The organism is Collinsella sp. TF11-5AC, from assembly GCF_003436775.1.
Taxonomy (GTDB): Bacteria; Actinomycetota; Coriobacteriia; order Coriobacteriales; family Coriobacteriaceae; genus Collinsella.
In genome coordinates this window covers 68,658-90,894 of sequence record NZ_QSQO01000005.1, presented here as the reverse complement: position 1 = coordinate 90,894, position 22,237 = coordinate 68,658, and the positions used below count along the sequence as shown (strand labels likewise).

Sequence of the window (22,237 nt, the reverse complement as noted above, 5' to 3'; positions counted from 1 at the left end):
GATAATAACAAGGTCAGACTAATGCCAGATTGAATGATTCGATAAGGTCAGGTGATAGACCCATACTTGACTACAATTTGGAAAATCGCGGCGAAGCATCGCTTTATGAGTATGTTTACCAGCAAATTCGCGATGATATTGTTGCTGGCCGTATTGCGGCGGGGGAGCATCTGCCGTCTAAGCGCGCCTTTGCGAGTCATTTGGGTATCAGTGTCATTACCATCGAGAATGCATATAGCCAGTTGCTTGCCGAGGGCTATATTTGCTCGATGCCGCGTCGTGGCTACTACGCGTGCGAGCTTCCGGATGCGCCGGTTTTGGCTTTTGCTGCGGGGGATATCGACCGAGATGCTGTCCCTGTTGGTCCCAGCGCGCATGATGCCATGGGGCAGGCAGAGCGATTCGACGCACTTTCTCCTTCCGCTTTGGAGGCGGCGCGGCTTTGGCAAAGTGCGCTACGGGCGACGCTGACGTCCGAAGACGAACGTGAAATCTTTTCGCCCGCACCGGCGCAGGGCACCGCTCGACTGCGACGTGCGATTGCGCACCATCTGCGCGGGACAAGGGGCATGAATGTCGACCCCGACAACATCGTTATCGGTGCGGGCGCCCAGCTGCTCGATACCATGTTGGTTCAGTTGCTTGGCGCGGACAAGGTGTATGCCGTCGAGGATCCAGGCTATTTGCGCTTGACGCGCATCTATCAGGCCATGGGTTGCGAAGTGCGGCATATCCCGTTGGATGCTGAGGGCGTGGACTTGAGCGCGCTGCAGAAAACCGGGACCGATGTCCTTCACCTGATGCCGTCTCATCAGTATCCGACCGGTCTTGTGACGAGCATTGCACGTCGCTATGCGTTGCTGAGCTGGGCCGCCGAGCGGCCAGGTCGGTATCTCATCGAAGACGACTTTGATTGTGAGTTTCGCCTTGCCGGCAAGCCGATTCCCGCGCTCGCGTCGATCGATGCCGCCCAGTCGGTTATCTACACCAACACGTTTTCGAAGAGCCTTTCATCGGCGTTGCGTTTGGCGTACATGGTGCTGCCCGATGAACTAATGGAGAGGTTTAAACGCAACCTTGGTTTCTACGCCTCGTCGGTAAGTTCTGTTGATCAGGTTGCCTTGGCGCGTTTGCTGGAATCGGGTGATTACGAGCGACATGTGAACCGCGTGCGCGCTCGTGCTCGTGGGGCGCGTGATGGCCTGGCGGCGCTTGTACGGAAAACGTTTCCGGCAGGGGAAGTCTCGATCGAGTACGCGGACGCCGGCCTTTACTGCGTCGTGGCCGTGGAGTGTGACGCGGGCGGAAGCTCTTTTGCACGGGCCCTCACGCGCTCGAGCATCCCTTTTATCGATATCGGTGACTGTTTTTGGTGTGCCGATGGCGCATCTGTCCCTGAAAACTCAACTCAAATTCTTGTTCAGTATGACGATCTGAGTCCAAAAGTACTAACTACCTTGGAATTGCAGCTAATGGGGAGCACTCTGCAACCTAAGTGAGTAGACTTTTAGCACTTTGGCGACCAGACAGTTTTGTAACAAGCTATCTACCTGCGGTTTTGAAAAGCAGGATGACCGGCCTGCTCGGGATGTTCAAAAAAGTCTACTCACTTGCCGCGCAAAGCTCCTGCATGAGAAAAAAATGGGGTTTTCAACAGGGCTTCGTCCAGCTCTCGGCAAGCTTTTGGCCAGTTGGGGAGGGCTGTTGAAAACTTGGCAGTCCGTTCGGCGCCATTTTTGGTGCGTTCGCGCCAATGCGTGACTGACTGGGTTGAAATTCGTGTTTTCCTGTGCCTATGAAGGATCTACTTTGTGACATATCAGCTTTTAGGTACTGGCGTTTGCCTCCTCAAGTCCGCGCTTTGTGTCCGCCGCTTCCACGACCGGAAGAAGACCGGCAGCGATATGATCTCGCCCGCAACCCGACGGCTGCGGTCGCGCTCGATTTTCCGTTGTATACATTGGTTCGGACGAGAAACAAACGGACTTGTCCTGCCAGCATTAGGCAGCGGCTGTTTCTTGGTGAGCTTCCCAGGGAATCCGTGCTGGAAACGGAGCATGGGGTTTTGATTACGTCTCCTCTACTGACGGCATTCATCATGTTGCGGCATCTGACGGATCTTCAGCTTCTTTTGGTATTGGCGGAGATGTGTGGCTTGTTTGCGGTGTGTGCCCTGCCGGCGGCACTTGAGGCGGAGCTTTCGCGTGCAATTGATTCGGGCGCGATTTCGACAACGTTCGGTTGGGTGCGCTGCCCGTCGGAGGACGGCACCGCCTCAAATTTATGGCGTCGAGACGCTTTGGTTTTGGGCGGAGACCTTGACCGTTTTTGTTCAGATGTTTGCGGGATGCGTTACGGCAATAGATTTATAGCGGTATCGCAACTCGTTCCATTGGGCGCCGCGTCGCCTTTTGAGGTCGAGGCGTATTTGCTACTTGCACTGCCGCGATCCCTGGGAGGCGAAGGTTTTTGCGGCATAGAGCTCAATGTTGAAGTGATGCTAAGCACAAGTGCTCGAGCGATTGTGGGAAAGTCCCGTGTATATATCGACCTACTTCTTTCTTCGCTGGACGGCAGGCGACAGGTGGCCATTGAATGTCAGGGAAAGGCCTCGCACGGACGCGCAGGGGATGGCTTGCGTGACGCTGACCGCATGACGGCCCTTCAGGCCATGGGCTACGATGTACTTCTCCTGACACACAGACAGATATCCGATGAGGGTAGATTCCACGCGATCGTTAAGGCCGTATGCAGGATGCTCGATGCTGAATATCGTGATAAAAGCTCAGATGAGCAAAGGGCTGAGACATTACTCCGGTCTGAACTATTCGTTGACTGGACAAAATTGGGAGTAATTGACGGAAAGATGCCCGTTAGACACAAAGCAGCTCGATCGTGGACGGCTGCGGTTCTAAGTGAGTAGGCTTTTGGCACTTTGGCGACCAGGCCGTTTTGAAACAAGTCATTTACCTGCGACTTTATAAAGCAATACGGATGGTCTGCTCGGCAAGTTCCAAAAAGTCTACTCACTTAGTTTTTGACGAGAGACCGATGCCGAAGATAGCTCTATTTCAGGGCGTTAACGAGTCCTCGAGACACAAAAAGGCCCGAACCAATACGGTCCGGGCCTCATCGAGCTAGAGGTTATGTCTCAAGCGGTTGGCTTAGCCAAAGTAGCGCTTCAGCAGGCCGGCGAAAGCCTTGCCGTGGCGGGCCTCGTCGCGAGCCATCTCGTGCACGGTGTCGTGGATGGCATCGAGACCAGCGGCCTTGGCGCGCTTGGCGAGATCGGTCTTGCCGGCGGTGGCGCCGTTTTCGGCCTCAACGCGCATCTCGAGGTTCTTCTTGGTGGAGTCGGTCACGACCTCGCCCAGGAGCTCGGCGAACTTGGCGGCGTGCTCGGCCTCCTCGTGGGCAGCCTTCTCCCAGTACAGGCCGATCTCGGGATAGCCCTCGCGATGAGCGACGCGAGCCATGGCCAGGTACATACCGACCTCAGAGCACTCGCCCTCAAAGTTGGCGCGCAGGTCAGCAACGATGTCCTCGGAGACGCCCTCCATCTTGGCGACGCCCACGACGTGCTCGGCAGCCCACTCGAGCTGACCCTCCTCCTGCTTCAGGAAGCGAGAGCCGGGAACGCCGCACTGGGGGCACTTGAAATCCTCGGGCAGCTGGTCGCCGTCGAACTCTTCCACATAACCGCAAACGGGGCAAACAAACTTCATAATTCGATCCTTTCGATCGATGGCGATGGCGCGCTCGTCCGGTCCCGTAAGGGCCCTCTCCGGACGTGCGTCTTGACGAGTTCTATTATCCATAAATGCGACCGAATGTGAAGCCTATTAGGAATGATTTTTAATAAAACAATTTTGGGCATGTGAAGATGTTGATTGATTAACGATTGCTAGACCTCGTGCGACCTCCGATGAGTACAATCGGTCGAGCAAATGTTGACCTATCAACAAATGAAGGAGTTTCCTTTATGCATCTAGCCCGTCGTGCCTGGTGTCGAACATATCAGACGGTTTTTCGCATTGCATTGCCAATCCTGCCCTATACCGAGCCGCGCATTTTAGAGCATGCCGAGGATGTGCCCGCGGTGCTTCAAAAGCGCTCGATCCAGAAGGTCCTTATCGTGACGGATCCCGGCATTGCCCGTCTGGGGCTCACGGCACCGCTCGAGTGCGCGCTCGCGTCCAAGGGAATTGGCGTTGCGGTCTATGCCGAAACACGTGCGAACCCCACGGTCTCAAACGTGGAGGAAGCGGCGTCCCTGTATCGCGCGAGCGCCTGCCAGGCCATTATTGGTTTTGGCGGCGGTTCGGCCATGGACTGCGCCAAGGGCGTGGGGGCACGCATCGCGCAGCCAAACAAGCCCATCAACAAGATGCGCGGCCTGTTGCGCATTCATCGTCGTCTGCCGCTGCTCATCGCCGTTCCCACCACGGCAGGCACGGGAAGCGAGGTCACGCTTGCGGCGGTAATTACCGATGACGAGACGCATTACAAGTACCCCATTAACGACTTTGTACTCATCCCACGTTTTGCGGTGCACGACCCCGAGTTTACGCGTGGGTTGCCGGCGTCCATTACGGGGCAGACGGGTATGGATGCCCTGACGCATGCTGTCGAGGCCTTTATCGGCCGTAGCACCACGTCCTACACGCGCAAGATGGCGCGTCAGGCGGTTCAGCTCATCCACGACAATTTGCTGGAGGCCTATGAGCATGGCGGTAACATGCGTGCGCGCCGCAATATGCTTTCGGCGGCGTATAAGGCGGGTGTTGCCTTTACGCGCTCCTATGTTGGATATGTGCATGCCATCGCGCACAGTCTGGGCGGCCGATACGGAATTCCACACGGTTTGGCCAACGCGATCATCCTGCCGCACATGCTTCGCGCTTATGGTGACGCTGCCGCTCCCAAGCTTGCCGATCTCGCCCGCATGGCCGGTATCGCGCCGGCTAACGCGCAGGACAGCCTGGCGGCCGAGGCCTTTATCGATTGGGTCGACCGCATGAACGAGACCCTGGGAATCCCCAGATATGTTTCAGGCATTCGCCGCTCCGACATTCCTGAGATGGCGACGCATGCCGATGCCGAGGCCAATCCCCTGTACCCCGTTCCGCTTTTAATGGACCGTTTGGAGCTCGAGCATATGTACGAGGTCGTTGCGGGTGGTATGTTTGAGGACGAGAACTAGGAGGGCTCATGAACACCGAGGAAATTGCGCGCATCGTCGGCGATCAGCGCGCCTACTTTAAGACGCACGCCACGTTTGATGTCGACGCTCGCCGTCGCGCGCTCGTGAGTTTGCGCAATGCAGTACGGGCGCACGAGGCCGATATCGCCCATGCGCTCAAGACCGATTTGGGCAAGTCGCACGACGAGGCCTATATGTGCGAGATCGGCACATCGCTTTCCGAGATTCGTCATCAGATTGCGCATGTGGCTCGATGGAGCCGCCCGCTCCTGCGCCCGTGTGACCTCGCCAACGCCGTAAGCGTGTGCAAGACGCAAGCCGTGCCCTACGGAGTCACGCTCATCATGGCTCCATGGAACTATCCGTTTTTGCTAACGCTCGAGCCGCTCGCTGGCGCCCTTGCCGCGGGCAATACCGTGGTCATCAAACCGAGCGCCTATGCTCCGGCATCGAGCGCGGTGCTCAAGCAAATCTGCGAAGAGGCATTTGATCCGCGCCTGGTGACGGTTGTCGAGGGCGGGCGCGCCGAGAACGAAGCGCTGCTCGATGAGTGCTGGGACAAGATCTTCTTTACCGGCAGCGTTCCGGTCGGCAAGCTCGTCATGGAGCGCGCAAGTAAAAACCTTACGCCCGTGACGCTTGAGCTGGGCGGAAAGAGCCCCTGCATCGTGGACGCGACGGCAAACTTGAAGGTCGCGGCACGGCGCATCGCCTTTGGTAAATGGCTCAACGTGGGGCAGACCTGCGTGGCGCCCGACTACCTGCTGGTCGATACGCGCGTACACGATGAGCTGTTGGGCCTCATCAGGGAGGAGACCCGTCGCATGTTTGGCGAGCATCCGCTCGACAACGAGGATTACGGTCATATCGTCAACGCCAAGCATTTTGCGCGCGTGCGCGGGCTGATCGACCCCGACAAGGTTGTGCTGGGAGGCACGGCGCGCGAGTCGTCGCTCAAGATTGAGCCGACGATCCTAGACGGCGTGGCGCCTGAGGACGCCGTGATGCAGGAAGAGATTTTCGGTCCCATCTTGCCGGTGCTGACGTTTGAGAGCCTGGATGAGGCCGAGGTGTTTATTGCAGATCGTCCGACGCCGCTGGCCCTGTATATCTTTAGCCAGGATCGCGCAGTTCAGGAGCGCTTTGTGCGCTACGTGCCCTTTGGCGGCGGCTGCGTTAACGACACGATCATGCACTTGGCTACGAGTCATATGGGCTTCGGCGGCATGGGTGCGAGCGGTATGGGCCAGTACCATGGCCGCGAGAGCTTCGATACGTTTAGCCACAAGAAGAGCATCGTGAACAAGGCAACGTGGCTGGACGTGCCGTTCCGCTACGCCCCTTATGAGAGCTGGAAGCACAAGTTCGTGCGCATATTCGTGCATTAGAAAATGGCAGGTAATACGAACAAATGTTCCTATTACCTGCCATTTACGTTAGACTACTGCTATGGGGTACGGATGGGCCAACTCCCTTTAGAAGGGAATTGGTATGAACGTAAGCGATGTTATTTCGTTACTGGCGTTGTTAATCGCGGCTATCGAACTCGGCCTGTTTATCGGCCGAACGAAATAGCCGCCCCCGCGTAAGCGAAGACGGCCACTTCTCACGATGTAAACGTGCACTGGAGTTGGCAAGACCCGCTGCAACGGGTGCCATCCGTGCCTCTATCTTATCTGCAAGCGCTCTGTCTCGCAAGCGTTGCGGCAAATGGGCGAAAGGTGCGAGCGGGTGAAATTTTGTCCGCACGGGCCCGTAAGCTTCTCAGTAAGGTTAAGTGCCGGTTTATCCGGTCGTTAGAGGAGTTGCCATGTACGAGCCTTCACGTGTTCTTTTGTCGTTTCATATTGCAGGATTTCAGTATGCCGATGGCGCCTTGGTCTTGGGCGATCTTAAAGCGGGCGATAAACTGACGCTGTGTGCCGAGCGCGATAACCCCCATGATCCCGAGGCGGTTGCGATCTACTACGGCAACACCAAGCTTGGGTATGTTCCGGGAAACGAGGTCGGCCCGCTGTCCTTGATGATGTATTACGGCCACGAGGACGTATTTGAGGCTCGCGTGCAACAGGTTGCTCCCGAGCGCAGCCCGTGGCATCAGGTGCGCGTTGGTCTCTATGTGGTGGATGCTCGCTAATCGGCAATGGAGGCGGTCATGTTTGATGACGATGACCTGTTCGATCTGACGGACGACCCGTTTGAGTGGGATATGCTGATCGACGATGATGAGCTGGAGCAGGACCGGAAGAAGCGGCAGGACAAGAACGCCCAGGGCGACGCTTCGAAAAAGCAAGACAAGCGCCGCCGCGGACTGTTCGGCGGGCTCTTTGGATAACCGCTGCATCGCTGCGTCTGTATACTTAGCACGAGTTGAACACGTTGCGAAATGAGGACAGAGACGATGATGTGGTTTACCGCCGACCTGCACCTGGGCGATACGAATATCTTGCACGATATGGATCGGCCGTTTGATTCGGTCGAGGAGATGAACCGCAAGGTCATCGATGCCGTCAATGAGTGCGTGGCGGCGGACGACCGTCTCTATATCTTGGGAGACTTTACCTATCGTTTGCCCCTGGCGGAGGCGATGCGCCTGCGCGAGCGTATCGAATGTCAGAACGTGACGCTCATCCGTGGTAACCATGACGGCGACTGGGAAGATCCCGACGTACCGCAGATTTGGGAAGACGTGCGCGATTACCTGGAGATTGCTCCCGGCTATGCCAAGGGCCATCGCCTGGTGTTGAGCCATTACCCCATGCTCAGCTGGAATGGCAAGGCGCGCGGCGCCATCATGCTGCACGGGCACATCCACAGCAGGGGAGACCGTACCAATGCACGCAACCGCGATCGCGAGCGCCCTATCTTTCGCTACGATGTCGGTCTCGATGCCAACGAGTACAAGCCCGTAAGCCGTGACCAGATTCTTAGCTTCTTTGGGTTATAGGGCGCCAGAGCCACCACAAAGGGGGCAGGCACCTTTGTGGTGGTTCTGGCGTCGTCGCCGGCATTATGGCGGAGTCTTTTTTGTCCGTGCGGCGCGGTAGAGTGTAGGCGGTTGAAATTTGCGTCCATCGAGGAGCTGCCATGAACGAGATCAAGTGCCCGCATTGCGGCGAAGTTTTTAAGGTCGATGCGTCCGGTTATGCGGATATCGTCAAGCAGGTGCGCGACGCCGAGTTCTCGCGCGACCTGGACGAGCGCGTGAAGGCTGTTCAGCGCGAGGGCGAGCAGGCGCTGGAGCTTGAGCGCTCGCGCTCGACGGCTGCCTTGCAAAAGGCAGAGTCTCAGCGCGACGCTCAGCTTGTCGAGCAGAAGAACGCTGCAGCCCAGCAGCTGGCGCAAGAACTCGCCAAGCGCGACGCTGAGCTTGCCGAGCTGCGCGCCAAGCTCGAAGGCGCTGCCGCAGAGCGCGAGAGTGCAAGTCAGCGCGCGGCGGTTGAGGCCCGTTCCGATGCTCAAAAGGAGAATGCCGAGCTTCAGCGCGAGATCGACAATTTACGTGCGCAGTTGGAGCGCAAAGATGATGAAGCTAGGCTTGTCGAGGCGGCGGCACGCAATGCTGTTCAAAACGACCTGTCCGCGCGTGATGCCCAGATTGCCGAGCTGCAAGCCAGGCTCGCCGCGGCGGACAAGGCCCAGGAGATGGCGCTTGCTGCTGCTGCGGCCGAGTCGCAGCGTGAGCTCGAGGCCGCTCGCAGCGAGGCCGAACGTACGCTTGCTGACTATCGCGCGAAGGTTCAGGAGAAGTTTTCCGTCGCAAAGGCTCAGTCCGAGCAGGAGGCCGAGGGTCTGCGTGCTCAGCTGCGCGAACAGGAACTGACGGCCAAGATGAACCTATCGGCGGCGGTCGCCGCGGCGGAGCGTGAGCGTGACGAGGCCCGCGCCAAGCTCACGAGTGAGCTGGCGGTGCGCGATTCACGCGAGGAGCAGGCCAAGGCGGCACACGAGCTCGAACTTGCGCAGACCAAGCGCGCGAACGAGGAGCTGATTCGCTACAAGGATGAAGAGATTGAGCGCCTTAAGGACATGAAGGTCCGCCTGTCCACCAAGATGGTGGGCGAGTCGCTCGAGCAGCACTGCGAGACCGAGTTTAACCGCCTGCGCATGACGGCGTTTCCCAACGCGTATTTCGAGAAGGATAACGATGCATCCGAGGGTACCAAGGGCGACTTTATCTTCCGCGAGTGTGACGAGAGCGGCAACGAGATCATTTCGATCATGTTCGAGATGAAAAACGAGAACGACGAGACCGCGACCAAACACAAGAACGAGGATTTCTTTAAGAAACTCGATCACGATCGCCGCCAGAAAGGCTGCGAGTATGCGGTGCTCTGCACCCTGCTGGAGCCCGAGAGTGACCTCTATAACGCGGGTATCGTCGACGTGAGTTACCGCTATGAGAAGATGTACGTGATCCGCCCGCAGTTCTTCATCCCCATGATTACGCTCCTTCGCAACGCCGCTATGGGTTCGCTTCGCTATAAGCAGGAACTGGCGGAGTACAAACAGCAGAATATCGATGTCACGAACTTCGAAGCCAAGATGGAGAAGTTCAAGGATGGCTTCTCGCGCAACTACAACCTGGCGAGCAAGCAATTCGAGTCGGCAATCAAGGAGATCGATGCCGCCATTAAGCAGCTCGAGAAGACCAAGGACGACTTGCGCCGCAGCACCGAGAACCTACGCTTGGCCCACAACAAGGCCGATGAGCTTACCATTCGCAAGCTCACATGGGGCAACAAGACCATGAAGGCAGCGTTTGACGAGGCGCGCGAGGCTGCGCCAGAGACAAACGAGGAGCCAGCCGAGGCGGATTCGTATGAGGTCGAGGATGCCGAGTAAGGCATAGCGGATAGTGAAAAAGCGGGGCTGCTGGCGATGTTGCCAACAGCCCCGCTTCGTTTCGTCCCAATATGCTTGGCTAATCCTCGAGCAAATCCTCGATAAAACCGACGCGGTAGTTCTTGAAGATGACCTCGCCACCGTCTTGCGTGGCGTCCAGATCGACATCGCCCATGATGCCAAAGTCGTGGTCGCCGTCCTCGTCGGCAAAAATCTGGTGCACGTGCCACACGTGGAGCGCCTTCTCGTCGGACTCGTCGATCGAGAACATAGCAGAGGAGCGCGCGTCGCCGTCGGTGAGAATCTCCTCGTGCTGCTCGTGGTAAGCGTCGAGTGCTTTTTGCCAGCGGATCTCGCTCATGCCCCAGTCGTCGTCGAGTTCGCCCAGGTCGCGCACATGCTCGCGGGCGGCAAGAGTCACGCGGCGGAAGAGCGCGTTGCGCACCAACAGCGTGCAGCCGCGACGGTCCGCCACGACCTCGTCGATGCCCTGCGGCGGCGCGGCGTCGAGGGCTGCCGGGTTGCCGGCGTTCTCCCACTCGTCCACCAGGCTCGAGTCGACCGAGCGCACCACAAAGCCCAGCCACGAGATAATGTCGCGCAGGCGCTCGTCGCGCTTCTCGATGGGTACGGTGCGGTCGAGCGAACGGTAAGCCTCTGCCAGGTAGCGCAGCAAAATGCCCTCGGAGCGGGCGATGCCGAGCTTTTGAATGTAGCCCTTAAAATCGCTCGCGCTTTCCAGCATATCGCGCAGGACGCTCTTGGGAGAGAGCTGGTAGTCGTTTGCCCAGGGTACTTCCTGGCAGTACTTGTCAAAAGCGGCGTCGAGCAAATCCTCGAGCGGCTTTTCGTACGTGACGTCTTGAATGCGCTCCAGACGCTCCTCATACTCGATGCCGTCGGCCTTCATCTCGGCCATAGCTCGATCGCGTGCGGCACGCTCCTGCGCACGCAGCACTTGCTTGGGATCTTCGAGCGTCGCCTCGACCATTGAGATTAAATCCATGGTATAGGTCTCGCTCTCGGGATCGAGCAGCTCCAACGCGGCGAGCAAGAACGGCGAGAGCGGCTGATCGAGCGCAAAGTCCTCGGGCAGGTCGACCGTCAGCGCGTAGTCGATGTCCGGCGCGGCGTCAGCCGGAGCGTCGGGTGCGGGCGGCACCTCGGTGCGAACGACGACACCGGAATCGATGAGCGTGGCGAAGATTTCGTCGGCGCGAACCTCGAGCTTTGCCTTTTCCTCGGGCGTTTGCAGGCTCGTCTCGATGAGGTCGTGCACGCGGGCACGGGCGTCGCCGCCCTGTTCGACCACGCTAATCACCATGGAGTGTGTGATGCGAAGGCGCGGCTTGAGCGTTTCGGGCTGCGTCTCGATCAGGCGCTCAAAGGTCTGCTTGTTCCAGGTGACAAAGCCCTCGGGGGCCTTCTTCTTTTTAATCTTGCGGAGCTTCTTGGGGTCGTCGCCCGCCTTGGCCATGAGCTTGGCATTCTCGATCTCGTGCTCGGGTGCCTCGGCAATCACCATGCCCTCGGTATCGAAGCCCGAGCGGCCGGCGCGACCGGCAATCTGATGAAACTCGCGGGCGCGCAGACGACGCATCTTGTAGCCGTCGAACTTGGTGAGCGCGGTGAGCACCACGGTATGGATGGGCACGTTGATGCCGACGCCGAGCGTATCGGTGCCGCAGATGACGGGCAACAGGCCCTGTTGTGCCAAGCGCTCGACCAGCAGACGATAGCGCGGCAACATGCCAGCATGGTGCACGCCGACGCCGCATCCGAGCAAGCGCTTAAGAATCTTGCCAAAGGCCGTCGAGAAGCTCGTGCCCTTGGCCGCCTCCTTGATGGCCTCGCGCTGCTCCTTGCTGGCAATACCAAAGTTGGCGAGGGATTGCGCCGTCGCAAGTGCGGCGTCCTGGCTAAAGTGCACGATGTAGAGCGGGGCCTCGCCGCGGCGCATTGCGAGCTCGACGGTGCCCTCGAGCGAGGTCGTCACGTAGTCGTAGCTCAGCGGCACGGGGCGTGGGGCATCGACGACCAGATCGCACGCGGCGCCGGTGTGCTCCTCGAGTGAGGCGGCGATCGCGGTGACATCGCCGAGCGTGGCGCTCATGAGCATGAATTGTGTGTGAGGCAGGGTGAGCAGCGGTACCTGCCAGGCCCAACCGCGATCGGGGTCGGCAAAGTAGTGGAACTCGTCCATGGCGACGCAGCCCACATCGGCATCTTCGCCCTCGCGCAGTGCGTCGTTAGCAAGGATCTCTGCCGTGCAGCAGATGACGGGCGCTTTGGTATTGATATGCGTGTCGCCGGTGATCATACCGACGTTATCGCGGCCGAGCACCTGTACCAGGTCGAAGAACTTTTCGCTGACCAAGGCCTTGATGGGGGCCGTGTAATAGCAGCGCTTGCCCTGCGCCATGCCCATAAAGAGCATGCCCAGCGCGACAAGCGACTTGCCCGATCCGGTCGGTGTGCCCAAAATGACGTGATCGCCGGCAGCCAGGTCCATGAGGGCCTCTTCTTGGTGATCCCACAGCTCGATGCCGCGGTCGCTCGTCCATTCAAAGAAGCGCTCGAAGGCCTGATCGGGCGTGAGCCACGGTTCGGGCTCGCTGCCATCCTCGGGCTCCCACCAAGCGGGGGAGAGCGCGCCGAGCGAGCCGAACTCGGCCTCGGTTCCCGTGCCGCCCGAGAATGAGCTGGCGGCGCCGGCGCCCGAGACGGTGCTGGCGGCGGTATCTGTCGTGGTCTGTGCCATGTGTGGTTGCTTTCTCTCGCGATTGTTCGCCAACTATTATGGCGTAGCGTCGCATCGATGCGTTCGCAGGCAAGAAAATGCAGGAAATGGGCGTTCTGCCCAGCCGTTTAGTGTAGTCGCTAGCCAAGTGAGTAGACTTTTTGCGATATTGCGAGCACATGACTTTTGCGTAAGGGTTCTACCTGCGGTTTTATGTTTCGCTATGCGGGCTGTGCCTGGCTATTGCAAAAAAGTCTACTCACTTAGGTTTGAGGGCCGTTCGCTGGCGCCAATTTGCGCTTGTTTGCCGACGCCGCGACCATCAGAAGCCCCTAGGACTCTTGCGGCAGGCGCTTCTTGCCTTTACGGGCGCGGTTTCTAAAGTTCTCGACGGCCTCTTCCATACCCAGAGGTACATAGGTGAGCTCATCGAGGTTTTCGGGCAGGTAGCAGGCAAGGCTTTGCTCCTGCGCGCGGCCCGCCGCGAGCTGTTCATCGCTGGGCTGCGCGCCGGGTGTGGCGCAAATGCCATAGACGACGGCACCCATCTCGCGCGTGCGGCATTCGTATTCGGTCTCGGGATGTTCGGGATGGTCGCGGCGGACGTCGTCACTTACCCAAAGTGTGTCGTAGCCGGCCGCGGCAAACTGCCCCAGGGCGTAGTCGCGCAATGGCTTACTGTCGGTGCGCAGCGTGACGGTAGCACCGGCTGCAAAGAGCGGGCGGTAGAGCATCAGATGGTCGACATGGACGAGTCTTTTTTTGGCGTACTTGGCCTTGGGCTGCGGCGTGGGAAAGTTGATGGTGATGGCGTCGAGCTCGCCTGCGGCAAATAGCTGCGGCAGCGATGCGGCACCTCGGGGCAGGACGAGTGCGTTGGACAGCCCCTGCTCGCAGATTTTCTGTGCGGCATAGGCGATGCAGATGGGCTCCTGGTCCATACCGATAAAGAGCGTGTCGGGCTCACGGCGAGCTTGCTCAACCAGATAGGTGCCTTTGCCGCAGCCCAGATCCAGATGAAGGCGGGTGAAGGGTGCGCCGCCGGCTGGCGCGCAGGCTTCGCGCCAATTCCCGGCATAGGCCTCGGGGTTCGTCTCAATCGCATTGGCGTAGCGCTCCAGGCGCTCCTCGAGCACAAAGTTCTTAGGGGTGCGAACGTGAACGGCTCCCATGAGGCTCCTTGGTCATACGTATGGAACACATTGCAGGCGCGTTCCGTCAATGGGTTGGAAAAAGATGGGCATAGTTTGCCCGAACGTTGCGGCGCGGCCCGGCGGCGAGTCGTCGATGCCTACAGGCGCTTGAGGATTACATAGCGGTTGAGCTCGCCGCTACGGCCGTCGGCGTGGAAACGCTCGAGCTCGCGCACGGGGACCTCGCCGCTTTTGTAGAACGTACGGACGCCGCGCACCAGGTCGGTGATCTGCTGATCGTCAAAGTGATGGCAATAGCGGTAGGCGTGGCGGTCGTTTTGCCAGCCGATGAGGTGATCGCCGGCCTCGAACTGTGCGGAATCGTATCCCTCAAACGGTGGTGCGAGCTCGGCGCGGGCCTCGGCGCGAACGGCCTTGCGCGCCATGCGCTCGTCGTTCATAAACTCCCAAAAGCTGATAGCGATGATGCCGCCCGGGCGCGTCTGGCGCACCAGGGCGTCGAGCACGCGCACGCGGTACTCGCATGACGGCACGTGGTGCATAAAGCCAAAGCAGACCGAGATATCGGCGAGCGGGGCATCGAAAAGCACATCGGGCGTCTCGGCGGGGTTGAGCTTCATGAGGGCGTCGAGCGCATCGAGTTCCTGGAAGTGCAGGTTGGGAATGCGCAGGGCGTGGCCGTGGGCGTCTATTGCCAGATCTTGGCACGAGTCGACACCATAGAACTCAAACGGGCAGCTGGCATCTGCCGAGGGGTTTGCGCCGTCGACGCCCTTGGCGGCAAGTGCCCCGCCGGCGGCAAAGTTCTCGAATCGCATATTGCCGCAGGCGAGATCGAACACGCGGACGGGGTGCTCGATCGTGGCGACGTCGAGCTGTTCGAGCGCGATGTCCATGGTGCGCACCCAGCCGGGCCACGGGGCCTGGCGCGTATCGGAAAAGGAGGCGGAGTGCTCGCGATAGAACGTATTGTTGAGCTGGATGAGCGATGAGGCGAAATCGCGGTTCACGGCGCGGAACTCCCTCCATTGGCGGTGTGGAATAAACAGTACGACCATACTACCGTTAACGCCGCAACGGGGACAACCAAGCTACGGGTCATTGCTTTGTTTGGACACATTTCCGCAGCTCATATGCACCCGCAACCGCCGGTTGTCAAAAATCTCACTAGAATAGGTGGCATGCTTTTGGCGGTGGCGGATAGATTTTTAACTGTGCAAGGCGCCTTAAGAACAAAAACGGTCCGGCGGCACGGCTGGCATCACATAGGAGGAACCATGAATGTAGAAACTGCGCAGCGGCTCGCCGACCTTCGCCGCAGCAAGGGCTTTAGCCAAGAAGGGTTGGCGCGAAAGCTGGGGCTGTCGCGCCAAGCGGTCAGTAAATGGGAGCGCGCGGAGAGCTCGCCCGATACCGAGAACCTGATCTCGCTTGCCAAGCTCTATGGCGTGAGTCTGGACGAGCTACTCAATCCGAGCGACGAGATCGAGGACGATATCGAATTTGAGAACGAGGACCGCGCCCGCCAGCGCGAGGCCGAGGCGGCGGAACGCGCCCGTACCCACGAGGCGGCGGCACGCGCAACCGAGGCGGCAACGCAGGCAAGTGATGCGGCTGCCAAGGCGGCGCAAGCTGCAAGCTGGAGCGCGCAGGCGGCTAACGCCGCGACGGCGCAGGTGACGGGCACCGGTGCGGTCAATCCGACTCCGGTGAAAGGTCCGTTCCAGTCGTTTCCGTATTGGGCCGTGTGCTGGCTGTTGTTCTTTTTGCTGATGTTCCTGTTTGGTGGCGGCCCCTTTGCTGCACTGATTTTCTTTACGATCCCCATCTATCACTGGGTGGCGCGTGCGCTCGATGGCGACTGGGCACGCGGGGATATTCAGGTTGGTCCGGCGCCGGTGGCAGTTAGGGCTCAGGATGTTTCCGTTGCGGTTGATACTGACGTGGCTACCGCGACCAGCGCTGAGCCGAGTGTCAAAGAGGGTGATGAATGATGAAGCTCTCGCGTGAGTCTAAGGTGCGCCTGGGCGTTGGCATCGGGGCGTTTGTGCTCATTATCGGGCTTGTCTTTGGCACTTCGCGGCTATTGGCTCATTCCGATATTGTGCGTACGACCGGTATTCTATCTGGCCATTTGTCTGATTTTGACGATATGTTTGACGAGGACGATTCCTTGAATAGCGGTAACTATTCCGCTCGGCCTCAGCAGCTTTCGAGCACGACTTTTGATGCCGATGAGTTCCGCTACCTCGATTTCGATATCAATGCGGCTTCGGTGGACGTCAAGGTTGTTGATGGCAACAAGGCTCGCGTTATCGAGCGGGGACGCGTTGCCAAGGGTATGGATGCCTCCAAGGCCGCGACGCAAAACATCGCATCCGTCGAGGACTCGACGCTCAAGGTTTCCCAGTTTGGAAGTGATGACGGTAAGGCAATCGATCGCTCAGTTACGGTCGAGCTGCCGCGCCGTGTTGCCGAACATCTGAAGGGGATCAACGCGCACGTGGGCTCGGGTGATCTGCAGATTGCCGGTGTCATCTGTGATGGTTTTGACCTTTTCCTGGGTGCGGGAGATGTAGAGTTTACGGGCAGCGTGACTGATGCGCTCAGTGCTGAGGTCGGTTCGGGCGATGTGACGTTCGAGCTCTACCAGGCCCCCGCGAAGTCGATGGACGTAAGCGTGGACTCGGGCGATGTGGAGATATCGGTTCCGAACTCTACGGGCTTTAAGGCGAGCCTCACCGTGGGCAGCGGTGACTTCGAGAGTGATTTCCTTCCGCTTGGCTACGACGGCGAGACCATTTTGAATCTTGAATTCGACAACGGTGATAAATCTGCCACGTATCGTTTTAAGGTCGGTTCGGGCGACATGTCGTTTGATTCGGAGTGATGGGCGGTTTTCGGAGATCGGTGCATATAGGCATTCTCTTTGATGGAGGCGCCGGGGCCGTGGTCGGCTTCGGCGCCTTTGCCTTTACAATGGGGACATGGAACAGATTATCTTGAACATACTCGAGGCTCTGCGTCGCGGTGAGACCGTGGACGACAAGGCGCTCGTCAAACTGATACATGCCGAGGCACGCCGCGAGGGCGCCGACAAACGCGACCTGGCCAAGCGCCGACTGCTGCCGTTTTACCAGCGGGTTAAACGTGAGGAACCGGCTCGTTGGGCTGGGTGGAATGTCGACGCCGAACTGGAGCGTCAGTTGCTGCAGATCCTGCGCATGAAGCCGCGCCGAACGGCTTCGGGCGTGGCGACCATTACTGTCATCACCAAGCCCTGGCCATGCTCGGGCGATTGCCTATTTTGTCCCAATGATCTGCGCATGCCCAAGAGCTATCTGCACGCTGAGCCGGCGTGTGCCCGTGCGGAGCAAAACTGCTTTGATCCGTATCTGCAGGTGAGCGCTCGTCTGACGGCGCTTTCGCAGATGGGTCATGCGACCGACAAGATTGAGCTCATCGTCCTTGGCGGTACCTGGAGCGACTATCCGCAAGGGTATCAAACGTGGTTTATGTCGGAGCTTTTCCGCGCGTTGAACGATGACGCCGTTGCTGGCGTGGCAGCTAACCCCATGCTGGCGCGTCCGGGCATCAGCCGCGCCGAGGCGGGGCGCCTGCTCGATGACGCGCCTGCCGACGCCCTGCCGCCGGTGGTGGCGGAGCGTCGCGAGCGCTATAGGGCCGCTGGTGTTGCGACCGATGAGGCTGAGCTTGCTGCCGGCGTTGTCGGCGAGCAAGGGCGTGTGGACGCCGCCGTGGGTGGCTATAACCGCGCGGTGCGTCGCCTATATGGCCCCGGTACGCCTTGGGGCGAGGTCGCCGAGTGGCAGACGGCGACGATGGAGGAGCTTGAGCGGCAGCAACGCATCAACGAGACGGCGAAGCATCGTGTGGTGGGGCTCGTTATCGAGACGCGCCCCGATGCCGTAACGCCGCAGGCGCTCACACTCATCCGCCGTCTGGGCTGCACCAAGATCCAGATCGGCATCCAGAGCCTCGACCAGCACCTGCTCGATATCAACGAGCGTCGCATTTCGGTGGCGCAGATCGAGCGGGCGTTTTCGCTTGCACGCCTGTTTGGCTTTAAGATCCATGCGCATTTTATGCTCAACTTGCTGGGCGCCACGCCCGAGGGGGACAAACGCGACTACGAGCGCTTTATGACCGAGGGTGCCTTTATGCCCGACGAGGTCAAAGTCTACCCGTGTGCGCTCATCGAGGGCTCGCGCCTGGTGGGCTGCTACGAGCGCGGCGAGTGGCGCCCCTATACCGAGGAAGAACTGCTCGATGTGTTGGCCGATGACATCGTGGTGACGCCGGCATTCTGCCGCATCAGCCGCATGATTCGCGACTTTAGTTCCGATGACATCATGGTGGGCAACAAGAAGCCCAACCTGCGTCAGCTCGTCGAGAACCGCCTGGCTGCTCGGGGTGACGGTGCGACGGTGCGTGAGATTCGCTATCGCGAGATCAGCACGGCGGGTGCCGACTTGGATGAGCTATCTCTTGATGAGGAAGTAGCGTACGAGACGCCGGTGACTTACGAGCGCTTTTTGCAGTGGGTGACGCCGCGGGGCAAGATCGCGGGCTTTTTGCGGTTGTCGCTGCCCGATCGCGCTTTTGTTGCCGCACATGCGGACGAGCTGCCGACGATGCCGGACGAGGCGATGATTCGTGAGGTGCACGTGTATGGCATGGCGGCGCGCGTGGGCGATCAGGGCCAGGCAGCGCAGCACCATGGATTGGGACGTTTGCTCGTGGAGCGTGCGTGCCAGATAGCTCGGGACGCTGGCTATACGTACATCAACGTGATCAGCGCGATCGGTACGCGCGAGTACTATCGCCATCTTGGATTTTATGACCATGGCCTTTATCTGCAAAAGGAGCTCTAGATGAACAAGCCGAGTGTTTCTGCCGGCGTCGTTGCCGGCGTTGCTCTGGGAGCCGCGGCGCTTGGTGCGGCCGCTGTCGCTGTTCGTGCTGTCTGTCTGCAGGTTGCGCGAACCCGCAATGGGTTGGCGCGTGTGAAACGCGTGCACGATGAGGGCGGCGATGAGATTCGCGTGTTGGTGCAAGGCGGAGTCTACCAAAGCGCAAGCTACGTTGGCGAGCGTTGGGCGGAGCCCGTCTTTGCGTACTATCGTGCGTTTGACGACGTGTTTGAGGCTGAGCGCGCAATGCATGACGCCTATGGTCACGGTATCGACCGCATGCTCATGTTGGGCGGCGGCGGGTTTGCCTATCCCAAGTTTGCGCTGATGTCGCACGAGAGCTTGCGCATGGACGTCATTGAGTACGATGCCGAGATTACGCGCCTGGCACGTCGTTGGTTTTACCTGGACGAGCTGGAGCGCATGGTGGGCGACCGCCTGCGGGTGATTACCGCTGAGGCTCGCTCGTATCTGGGCGTGACGAGCGTGGGTCATCGTCGCTACGATGTGGTCGTGAGCGATTGCTTTGGCGGTGCCGAGCCCGTACGCGAGCTGGTGACGGTTGAGGCGTTGCGTTTGGTGCGAGGCAGCCTGAACCCCGGGGGTATCTACGTTGCCAATATCGTGAGCGCAAACGAGGGGAGCGACGTGACGTTCCTGCGCGACTGCGCTGCCACGGCACTCGAGGTATTCGCCCACGCCTGGGTGGTCCCATGTGGCGATGCGGAGTTTGGCGGCGAGGAAAACTACCTGCTCATCGCCAGTGACGGCGACTATGCCTTTGCCGAAGCCGTGCCCTTCGACGCCGACTTCCTTGGCACCGCTCTCCACGACTAGCCTATTGGGAGTAGTCAGTCCCGTCTTAGGTGTGGTCGCGCCAGCTGCGGACACGTTGCTTCATACCCTCGATGTCGAGCACGCCTTCGGCGAAGCCTTTGCGCACAAGCTCCTCGGGAACGTACTCGTCGTAGCGATCAAAATAAGGCACCTCGCCGGGATAGACGAGCTCGATGGGATCGAAGTCCTTTTCGGCCTCGGCGGCGAGTACCTCAAAGAACGTCTCCTCGTCGGCCTTCATCTTAAACTGCATAAAGTACGGGCGTGAAGGGTCGAGTCCGCGAAGGCCCAGTTCCGCGGCACACTTGATCTTGAGCATGCGCTCGAGTGCCAAAAAGGCGTAGCTACCCAGCCAGGGGAAGAGCACCCAGGTGTCGCCGCCCAGGTTAATGAGCGGCTTGGTTCCCGCGCCCGAAATCTCGGCCGTATGGCGAGCCTGCGCCAAGCGGGCCCGCGCGTTGCCCATGAGATACGGATATGCCGCGTGCTCGTTGAGCGCCTCGCGCATGCGTTCGAGCACATGTGTATTGATGTCGCCGGGGCAGTCGCCAAAGTAGGCCGGCACACGGCCCTTGACCTGCGTGGCAAAGACGGTGTGACGCTTCCAGTCCACTTCCTCGACAATCCAGCAATGTCCGGCGATGGCGATGCGCTCGCCGGGCGGTGGGGGATTGACGATCGTGCCCAGCTCGGCCGATTCGCTGCGAACGGTAAACTCCTCGTTTTCCTGGAACACAGCGTAGAACTTAAAATTGTTGATGATGCGCTCGCCCGCGAGACCCACGATGAGCCCACCGCCCCCGGTGGCCTGGATGTGGTCGATCTTGATGAGGTGGCGCAGCAGAATGCGATAGTCATCGGCTGAGACGCGGTGGAAATAGCTGAGCGTGAGCACACGCTGAGCAAGCTCGGCCGGTGTGAGCTCGCCGGTGCTGGCGAGCGTCGACATGGTCTGGTGATAGAGCAAACTGTAGGGGAGTCGATCGAGCTCGGGCGGCTCGACCCACTTTTCCTCGCGATAGAGTTGTACGAGCGCGATGCCCTGGAGGAGCTTCCACGGAATGGTCTCGGGCATCATCGTGCGCGGCTCGGGTTCCTCCTCGCGCATGACAAACCACATCTCGGGCGGAAGATCGCGGCGTCCCGTGCGTCCCATGCGCTGCAAAAAGGAGCTGACGGTAAACGGTGCATCGATCTGAAACGCGCGCTCCAGGCGACCGATATCAATGCCGAGCTCCAGCGTGGAGGTGGTGACGGTTGTCTGCGCCTGTTCCTCGTCGCGCATGAGCTCTTCTGCCGTCTCGCGTAGCGACGCCGAAAGATTGCCGTGGTGGATGAGAAAGCGGTCGGGCTCGTGTCGGCTCTCGCAGTAGCTGCGCAGCATGGAGCATACGGCCTCTGCCTCCTCGCGCGAGTTGGCAAAGACCAGGCACTTGCGGCCGCGCGTGTGTTCAAAGATGTAGCCCATGCCGGGGTCGGCGTTTTCGGGCGCGGTGTCGGTGGGGTTGAGCAGTGCCTGTTCGGTTGCCCGTGGGATGTCGACTTCGCCCTCGGGGGCCGAGGAAGCGCGGCGATCCCTGGAAGTAGCCTTGTCCTGTGCCTGTTCGCGACGCTGGCGGCGCTCCTCCTGCGTGAGTTGTCCGCTGTGACGTCTGTCCTGGGTGCCGGTGGGTAGTGCCGTGGGCGTCGCCGCCTCGATGCGCTCGCACGCAAGCACCTCGGCCTCTTGGGGACCTGCGCTCTCGAATCCTCGCTGCTGCGCCTGGGGACCCGAGTTATAGAAGTGCTCCATGGAGATGCGCCACACGCGGCGCGGTTCCTCAAAACGGGGGATAACGCAGTCGCGGCCCGTTCCCTGTGAGAGAAAGGCACCCGTGCGCTCGGGGTCGCCGATGGTGGCCGAAAGGCCAATACGGCGGGGCTGTACGCCCGCCATGCACGAAAGGCGCTCAATAAGGCAGAGCGTTTGCCCGCCACGGTCGCCGCGCATGAGCGAATGGACCTCGTCGATGACCACATAGCGCAGGTCGCAAAACATGCGCGGGATCGCCATGTGCTTATGGATCAGGAGCGCCTCGAGCGACTCGGGCGTAATCTGTAGGATGCCGCTCGGTTTTTTGATGAGTTTGGCCTTGTGTGATTGCGAGACATCGCCATGCCAGTGCCAGACGGGGATATCGGCTTCTTCGCACAGGTCGTTGAGGCGGACGAATTGGTCGTTGATGAGCGCCTTGAGGGGGCCAATGTAGAGGGCGCCCACGCTTGCGGGCGGGTTCTCCCAAAACTCGGTCAGGATGGGAAAGAAGGCTGCCTCGGTTTTGCCGGAAGCCGTGGATGCCGTCAGGAGCACATTATCTTGCGTGTTAAAGATGGCATCAGCTGCCGCAACCTGGATAGAGCGCAAGCTCTCCCAATCGTGGGAGTAGATGAAGTCTTGGATAAACGGGGCGTAGCGGTCAAAGGCGTTCACGAGGCCTCCTTTCAAAAGCGAATCTCTCAACGCGGCGGGCAGTGGCTTGCTGCA

At 59.7% G+C, this 22,237-nt stretch carries 17 protein-coding genes; 12 read left to right on the top strand and 5 right to left on the bottom strand.

The window, feature by feature from the left end; genetic code table 11:
* Positions 1-77 precede the first annotated feature (77 nt).
* Positions 78-1,499 carry a PLP-dependent aminotransferase family protein gene (locus DXD16_RS04060; RefSeq protein ID WP_158551541.1) on the top strand — a complete coding sequence of 474 codons (1,422 nt, stop codon included), beginning with the start codon at positions 78-80 and terminating at the stop codon, positions 1,497-1,499.
* 542 nt (positions 1,500-2,041) lie between these two features.
* Complete coding sequence (locus DXD16_RS04055) at positions 2,042-2,923, top strand: hypothetical protein (RefSeq protein ID WP_117655203.1); 882 nt, start codon at positions 2,042-2,044, stop codon at positions 2,921-2,923.
* A 241-nt stretch (positions 2,924-3,164) separates the two neighbouring features.
* Here DXD16_RS04055 and DXD16_RS04050 read toward each other — a convergent pair whose 3' ends face one another.
* Positions 3,165-3,728 carry a ferritin family protein gene (locus DXD16_RS04050; protein ID WP_070097113.1) on the bottom strand — a complete coding sequence of 188 codons (564 nt, stop codon included), beginning with the start codon at positions 3,726-3,728 and terminating at the stop codon, positions 3,165-3,167.
* Positions 3,729-3,982: 254 nt separating this feature from the next.
* On the opposite strand from DXD16_RS04050, the gene DXD16_RS04045 reads away from it, so the two are divergent.
* The 6 genes from DXD16_RS04045 to DXD16_RS04020 all read left to right on the top strand — a co-directional run bounded on the left by DXD16_RS04045 (position 3,983) and on the right by DXD16_RS04020 (position 10,048).
* Positions 3,983-5,203: an iron-containing alcohol dehydrogenase gene (locus DXD16_RS04045; RefSeq protein WP_089573343.1), complete on the top strand. Its 1,221-nt coding sequence runs from the start codon at positions 3,983-3,985 to the stop codon at positions 5,201-5,203.
* An 8-nt stretch (positions 5,204-5,211) separates the two neighbouring features.
* Positions 5,212-6,591, top strand: a complete 1,380-nt coding sequence (locus DXD16_RS04040; protein WP_117655202.1) for an aldehyde dehydrogenase — start codon at positions 5,212-5,214, stop codon at positions 6,589-6,591.
* A 422-nt stretch (positions 6,592-7,013) separates the two neighbouring features.
* Entirely contained in the window at positions 7,014-7,340 is a 327-nt protein-coding gene (locus tag DXD16_RS04035) for an HIRAN domain-containing protein (RefSeq protein WP_117655201.1), read from the top strand.
* Between the two features lie 18 nt (positions 7,341-7,358).
* Positions 7,359-7,538, top strand: a complete 180-nt coding sequence (locus DXD16_RS04030; protein WP_117655200.1) for a hypothetical protein — start codon at positions 7,359-7,361, stop codon at positions 7,536-7,538.
* Positions 7,539-7,604: 66 nt separating this feature from the next.
* The gene (locus DXD16_RS04025) at positions 7,605-8,150 is read left to right on the top strand and encodes a metallophosphoesterase (RefSeq protein WP_233502598.1); all 546 of its coding nucleotides are present in this window, start codon (positions 7,605-7,607) and stop codon (positions 8,148-8,150) included.
* A 140-nt stretch (positions 8,151-8,290) separates the two neighbouring features.
* A complete protein-coding gene (locus DXD16_RS04020; RefSeq protein ID WP_117655198.1) occupies positions 8,291-10,048 on the top strand; it encodes a DUF2130 domain-containing protein in 1,758 nt (585 codons plus the stop codon).
* A 79-nt stretch (positions 10,049-10,127) separates the two neighbouring features.
* Here the strand turns inward: DXD16_RS04020 and DXD16_RS04015 are convergent, their stop codons facing one another.
* From DXD16_RS04015 to DXD16_RS04005, 3 genes are all read right to left on the bottom strand, one after another.
* Positions 10,128-12,809: an RNA helicase gene (locus DXD16_RS04015; RefSeq protein WP_117655197.1), complete on the bottom strand. Its 2,682-nt coding sequence runs from the start codon at positions 12,807-12,809 to the stop codon at positions 10,128-10,130.
* 311 nt (positions 12,810-13,120) lie between these two features.
* Positions 13,121-13,960 carry a tRNA (guanosine(46)-N(7))-methyltransferase TrmB gene (locus DXD16_RS04010; RefSeq protein WP_117655196.1) on the bottom strand — a complete coding sequence of 280 codons (840 nt, stop codon included), beginning with the start codon at positions 13,958-13,960 and terminating at the stop codon, positions 13,121-13,123.
* A 119-nt stretch (positions 13,961-14,079) separates the two neighbouring features.
* On the bottom strand, positions 14,080-14,952 hold the full coding sequence (locus DXD16_RS04005; RefSeq protein WP_117645745.1) for a hypothetical protein: 873 nt from the start codon (positions 14,950-14,952) through the stop codon (positions 14,080-14,082).
* Positions 14,953-15,219: 267 nt separating this feature from the next.
* Between DXD16_RS04005 and DXD16_RS04000 the strand changes: the two genes are divergently transcribed.
* The 4 genes from DXD16_RS04000 to DXD16_RS03985 all read left to right on the top strand — a co-directional run bounded on the left by DXD16_RS04000 (position 15,220) and on the right by DXD16_RS03985 (position 19,713).
* Positions 15,220-15,936, top strand: a complete 717-nt coding sequence (locus DXD16_RS04000; RefSeq protein ID WP_117655195.1) for a helix-turn-helix domain-containing protein — start codon at positions 15,220-15,222, stop codon at positions 15,934-15,936.
* Positions 15,933-16,832 (top strand): DUF4097 family beta strand repeat-containing protein, encoded by a 900-nt coding sequence (locus DXD16_RS03995; RefSeq protein ID WP_117655194.1) that lies wholly within the window; start codon positions 15,933-15,935, stop codon positions 16,830-16,832. Before DXD16_RS04000 ends, DXD16_RS03995 begins: the two co-directional genes overlap by 4 nt.
* A 97-nt stretch (positions 16,833-16,929) precedes the next feature.
* A complete protein-coding gene (locus tag DXD16_RS03990) occupies positions 16,930-18,837 on the top strand; it encodes an elongator complex protein 3 (protein WP_117655193.1) in 1,908 nt (635 codons plus the stop codon).
* Positions 18,838-19,713 carry a spermidine synthase gene (locus tag DXD16_RS03985; RefSeq protein WP_117655192.1) on the top strand — a complete coding sequence of 292 codons (876 nt, stop codon included), beginning with the start codon at positions 18,838-18,840 and terminating at the stop codon, positions 19,711-19,713.
* Between the two features lie 25 nt (positions 19,714-19,738).
* Here DXD16_RS03985 and DXD16_RS03980 read toward each other — a convergent pair whose 3' ends face one another.
* Entirely contained in the window at positions 19,739-22,183 is a 2,445-nt protein-coding gene (locus DXD16_RS03980; protein WP_117655191.1) for a DEAD/DEAH box helicase, read from the bottom strand.
* Positions 22,184-22,237: the final 54 nt, after the last annotated feature.

Bases quoted from the DNA above. Each gene is read 5' to 3' on its own strand.
- DXD16_RS04045 (WP_089573343.1), top strand. From the start codon at position 3,983: ATGCATCTAGCCCGTCGTGCCTGGTGTCGAACATATCAGACGGTTTTT.
- DXD16_RS04040 (WP_117655202.1), top strand. From the start codon at position 5,212: ATGAACACCGAGGAAATTGCGCGCATCGTCGGCGATCAGCGCGCCTAC.
- DXD16_RS04035 (WP_117655201.1), top strand. From the start codon at position 7,014: ATGTACGAGCCTTCACGTGTTCTTTTGTCGTTTCATATTGCAGGATTT.
- DXD16_RS04030 (WP_117655200.1), top strand. From the start codon at position 7,359: ATGTTTGATGACGATGACCTGTTCGATCTGACGGACGACCCGTTTGAG.
- DXD16_RS04025 (WP_233502598.1), top strand. From the start codon at position 7,605: ATGATGTGGTTTACCGCCGACCTGCACCTGGGCGATACGAATATCTTG.
- DXD16_RS04020 (WP_117655198.1), top strand. From the start codon at position 8,291: ATGAACGAGATCAAGTGCCCGCATTGCGGCGAAGTTTTTAAGGTCGAT.
- DXD16_RS04015 (WP_117655197.1), bottom strand. From the start codon at position 12,809: ATGGCACAGACCACGACAGATACCGCCGCCAGCACCGTCTCGGGCGCC.
- DXD16_RS04010 (WP_117655196.1), bottom strand. From the start codon at position 13,960: ATGGGAGCCGTTCACGTTCGCACCCCTAAGAACTTTGTGCTCGAGGAG.
- DXD16_RS04000 (WP_117655195.1), top strand. From the start codon at position 15,220: ATGAATGTAGAAACTGCGCAGCGGCTCGCCGACCTTCGCCGCAGCAAG.
- DXD16_RS03995 (WP_117655194.1), top strand. From the start codon at position 15,933: ATGATGAAGCTCTCGCGTGAGTCTAAGGTGCGCCTGGGCGTTGGCATC.
- DXD16_RS03990 (WP_117655193.1), top strand. From the start codon at position 16,930: ATGGAACAGATTATCTTGAACATACTCGAGGCTCTGCGTCGCGGTGAG.
- DXD16_RS03985 (WP_117655192.1), top strand. From the start codon at position 18,838: ATGAACAAGCCGAGTGTTTCTGCCGGCGTCGTTGCCGGCGTTGCTCTG.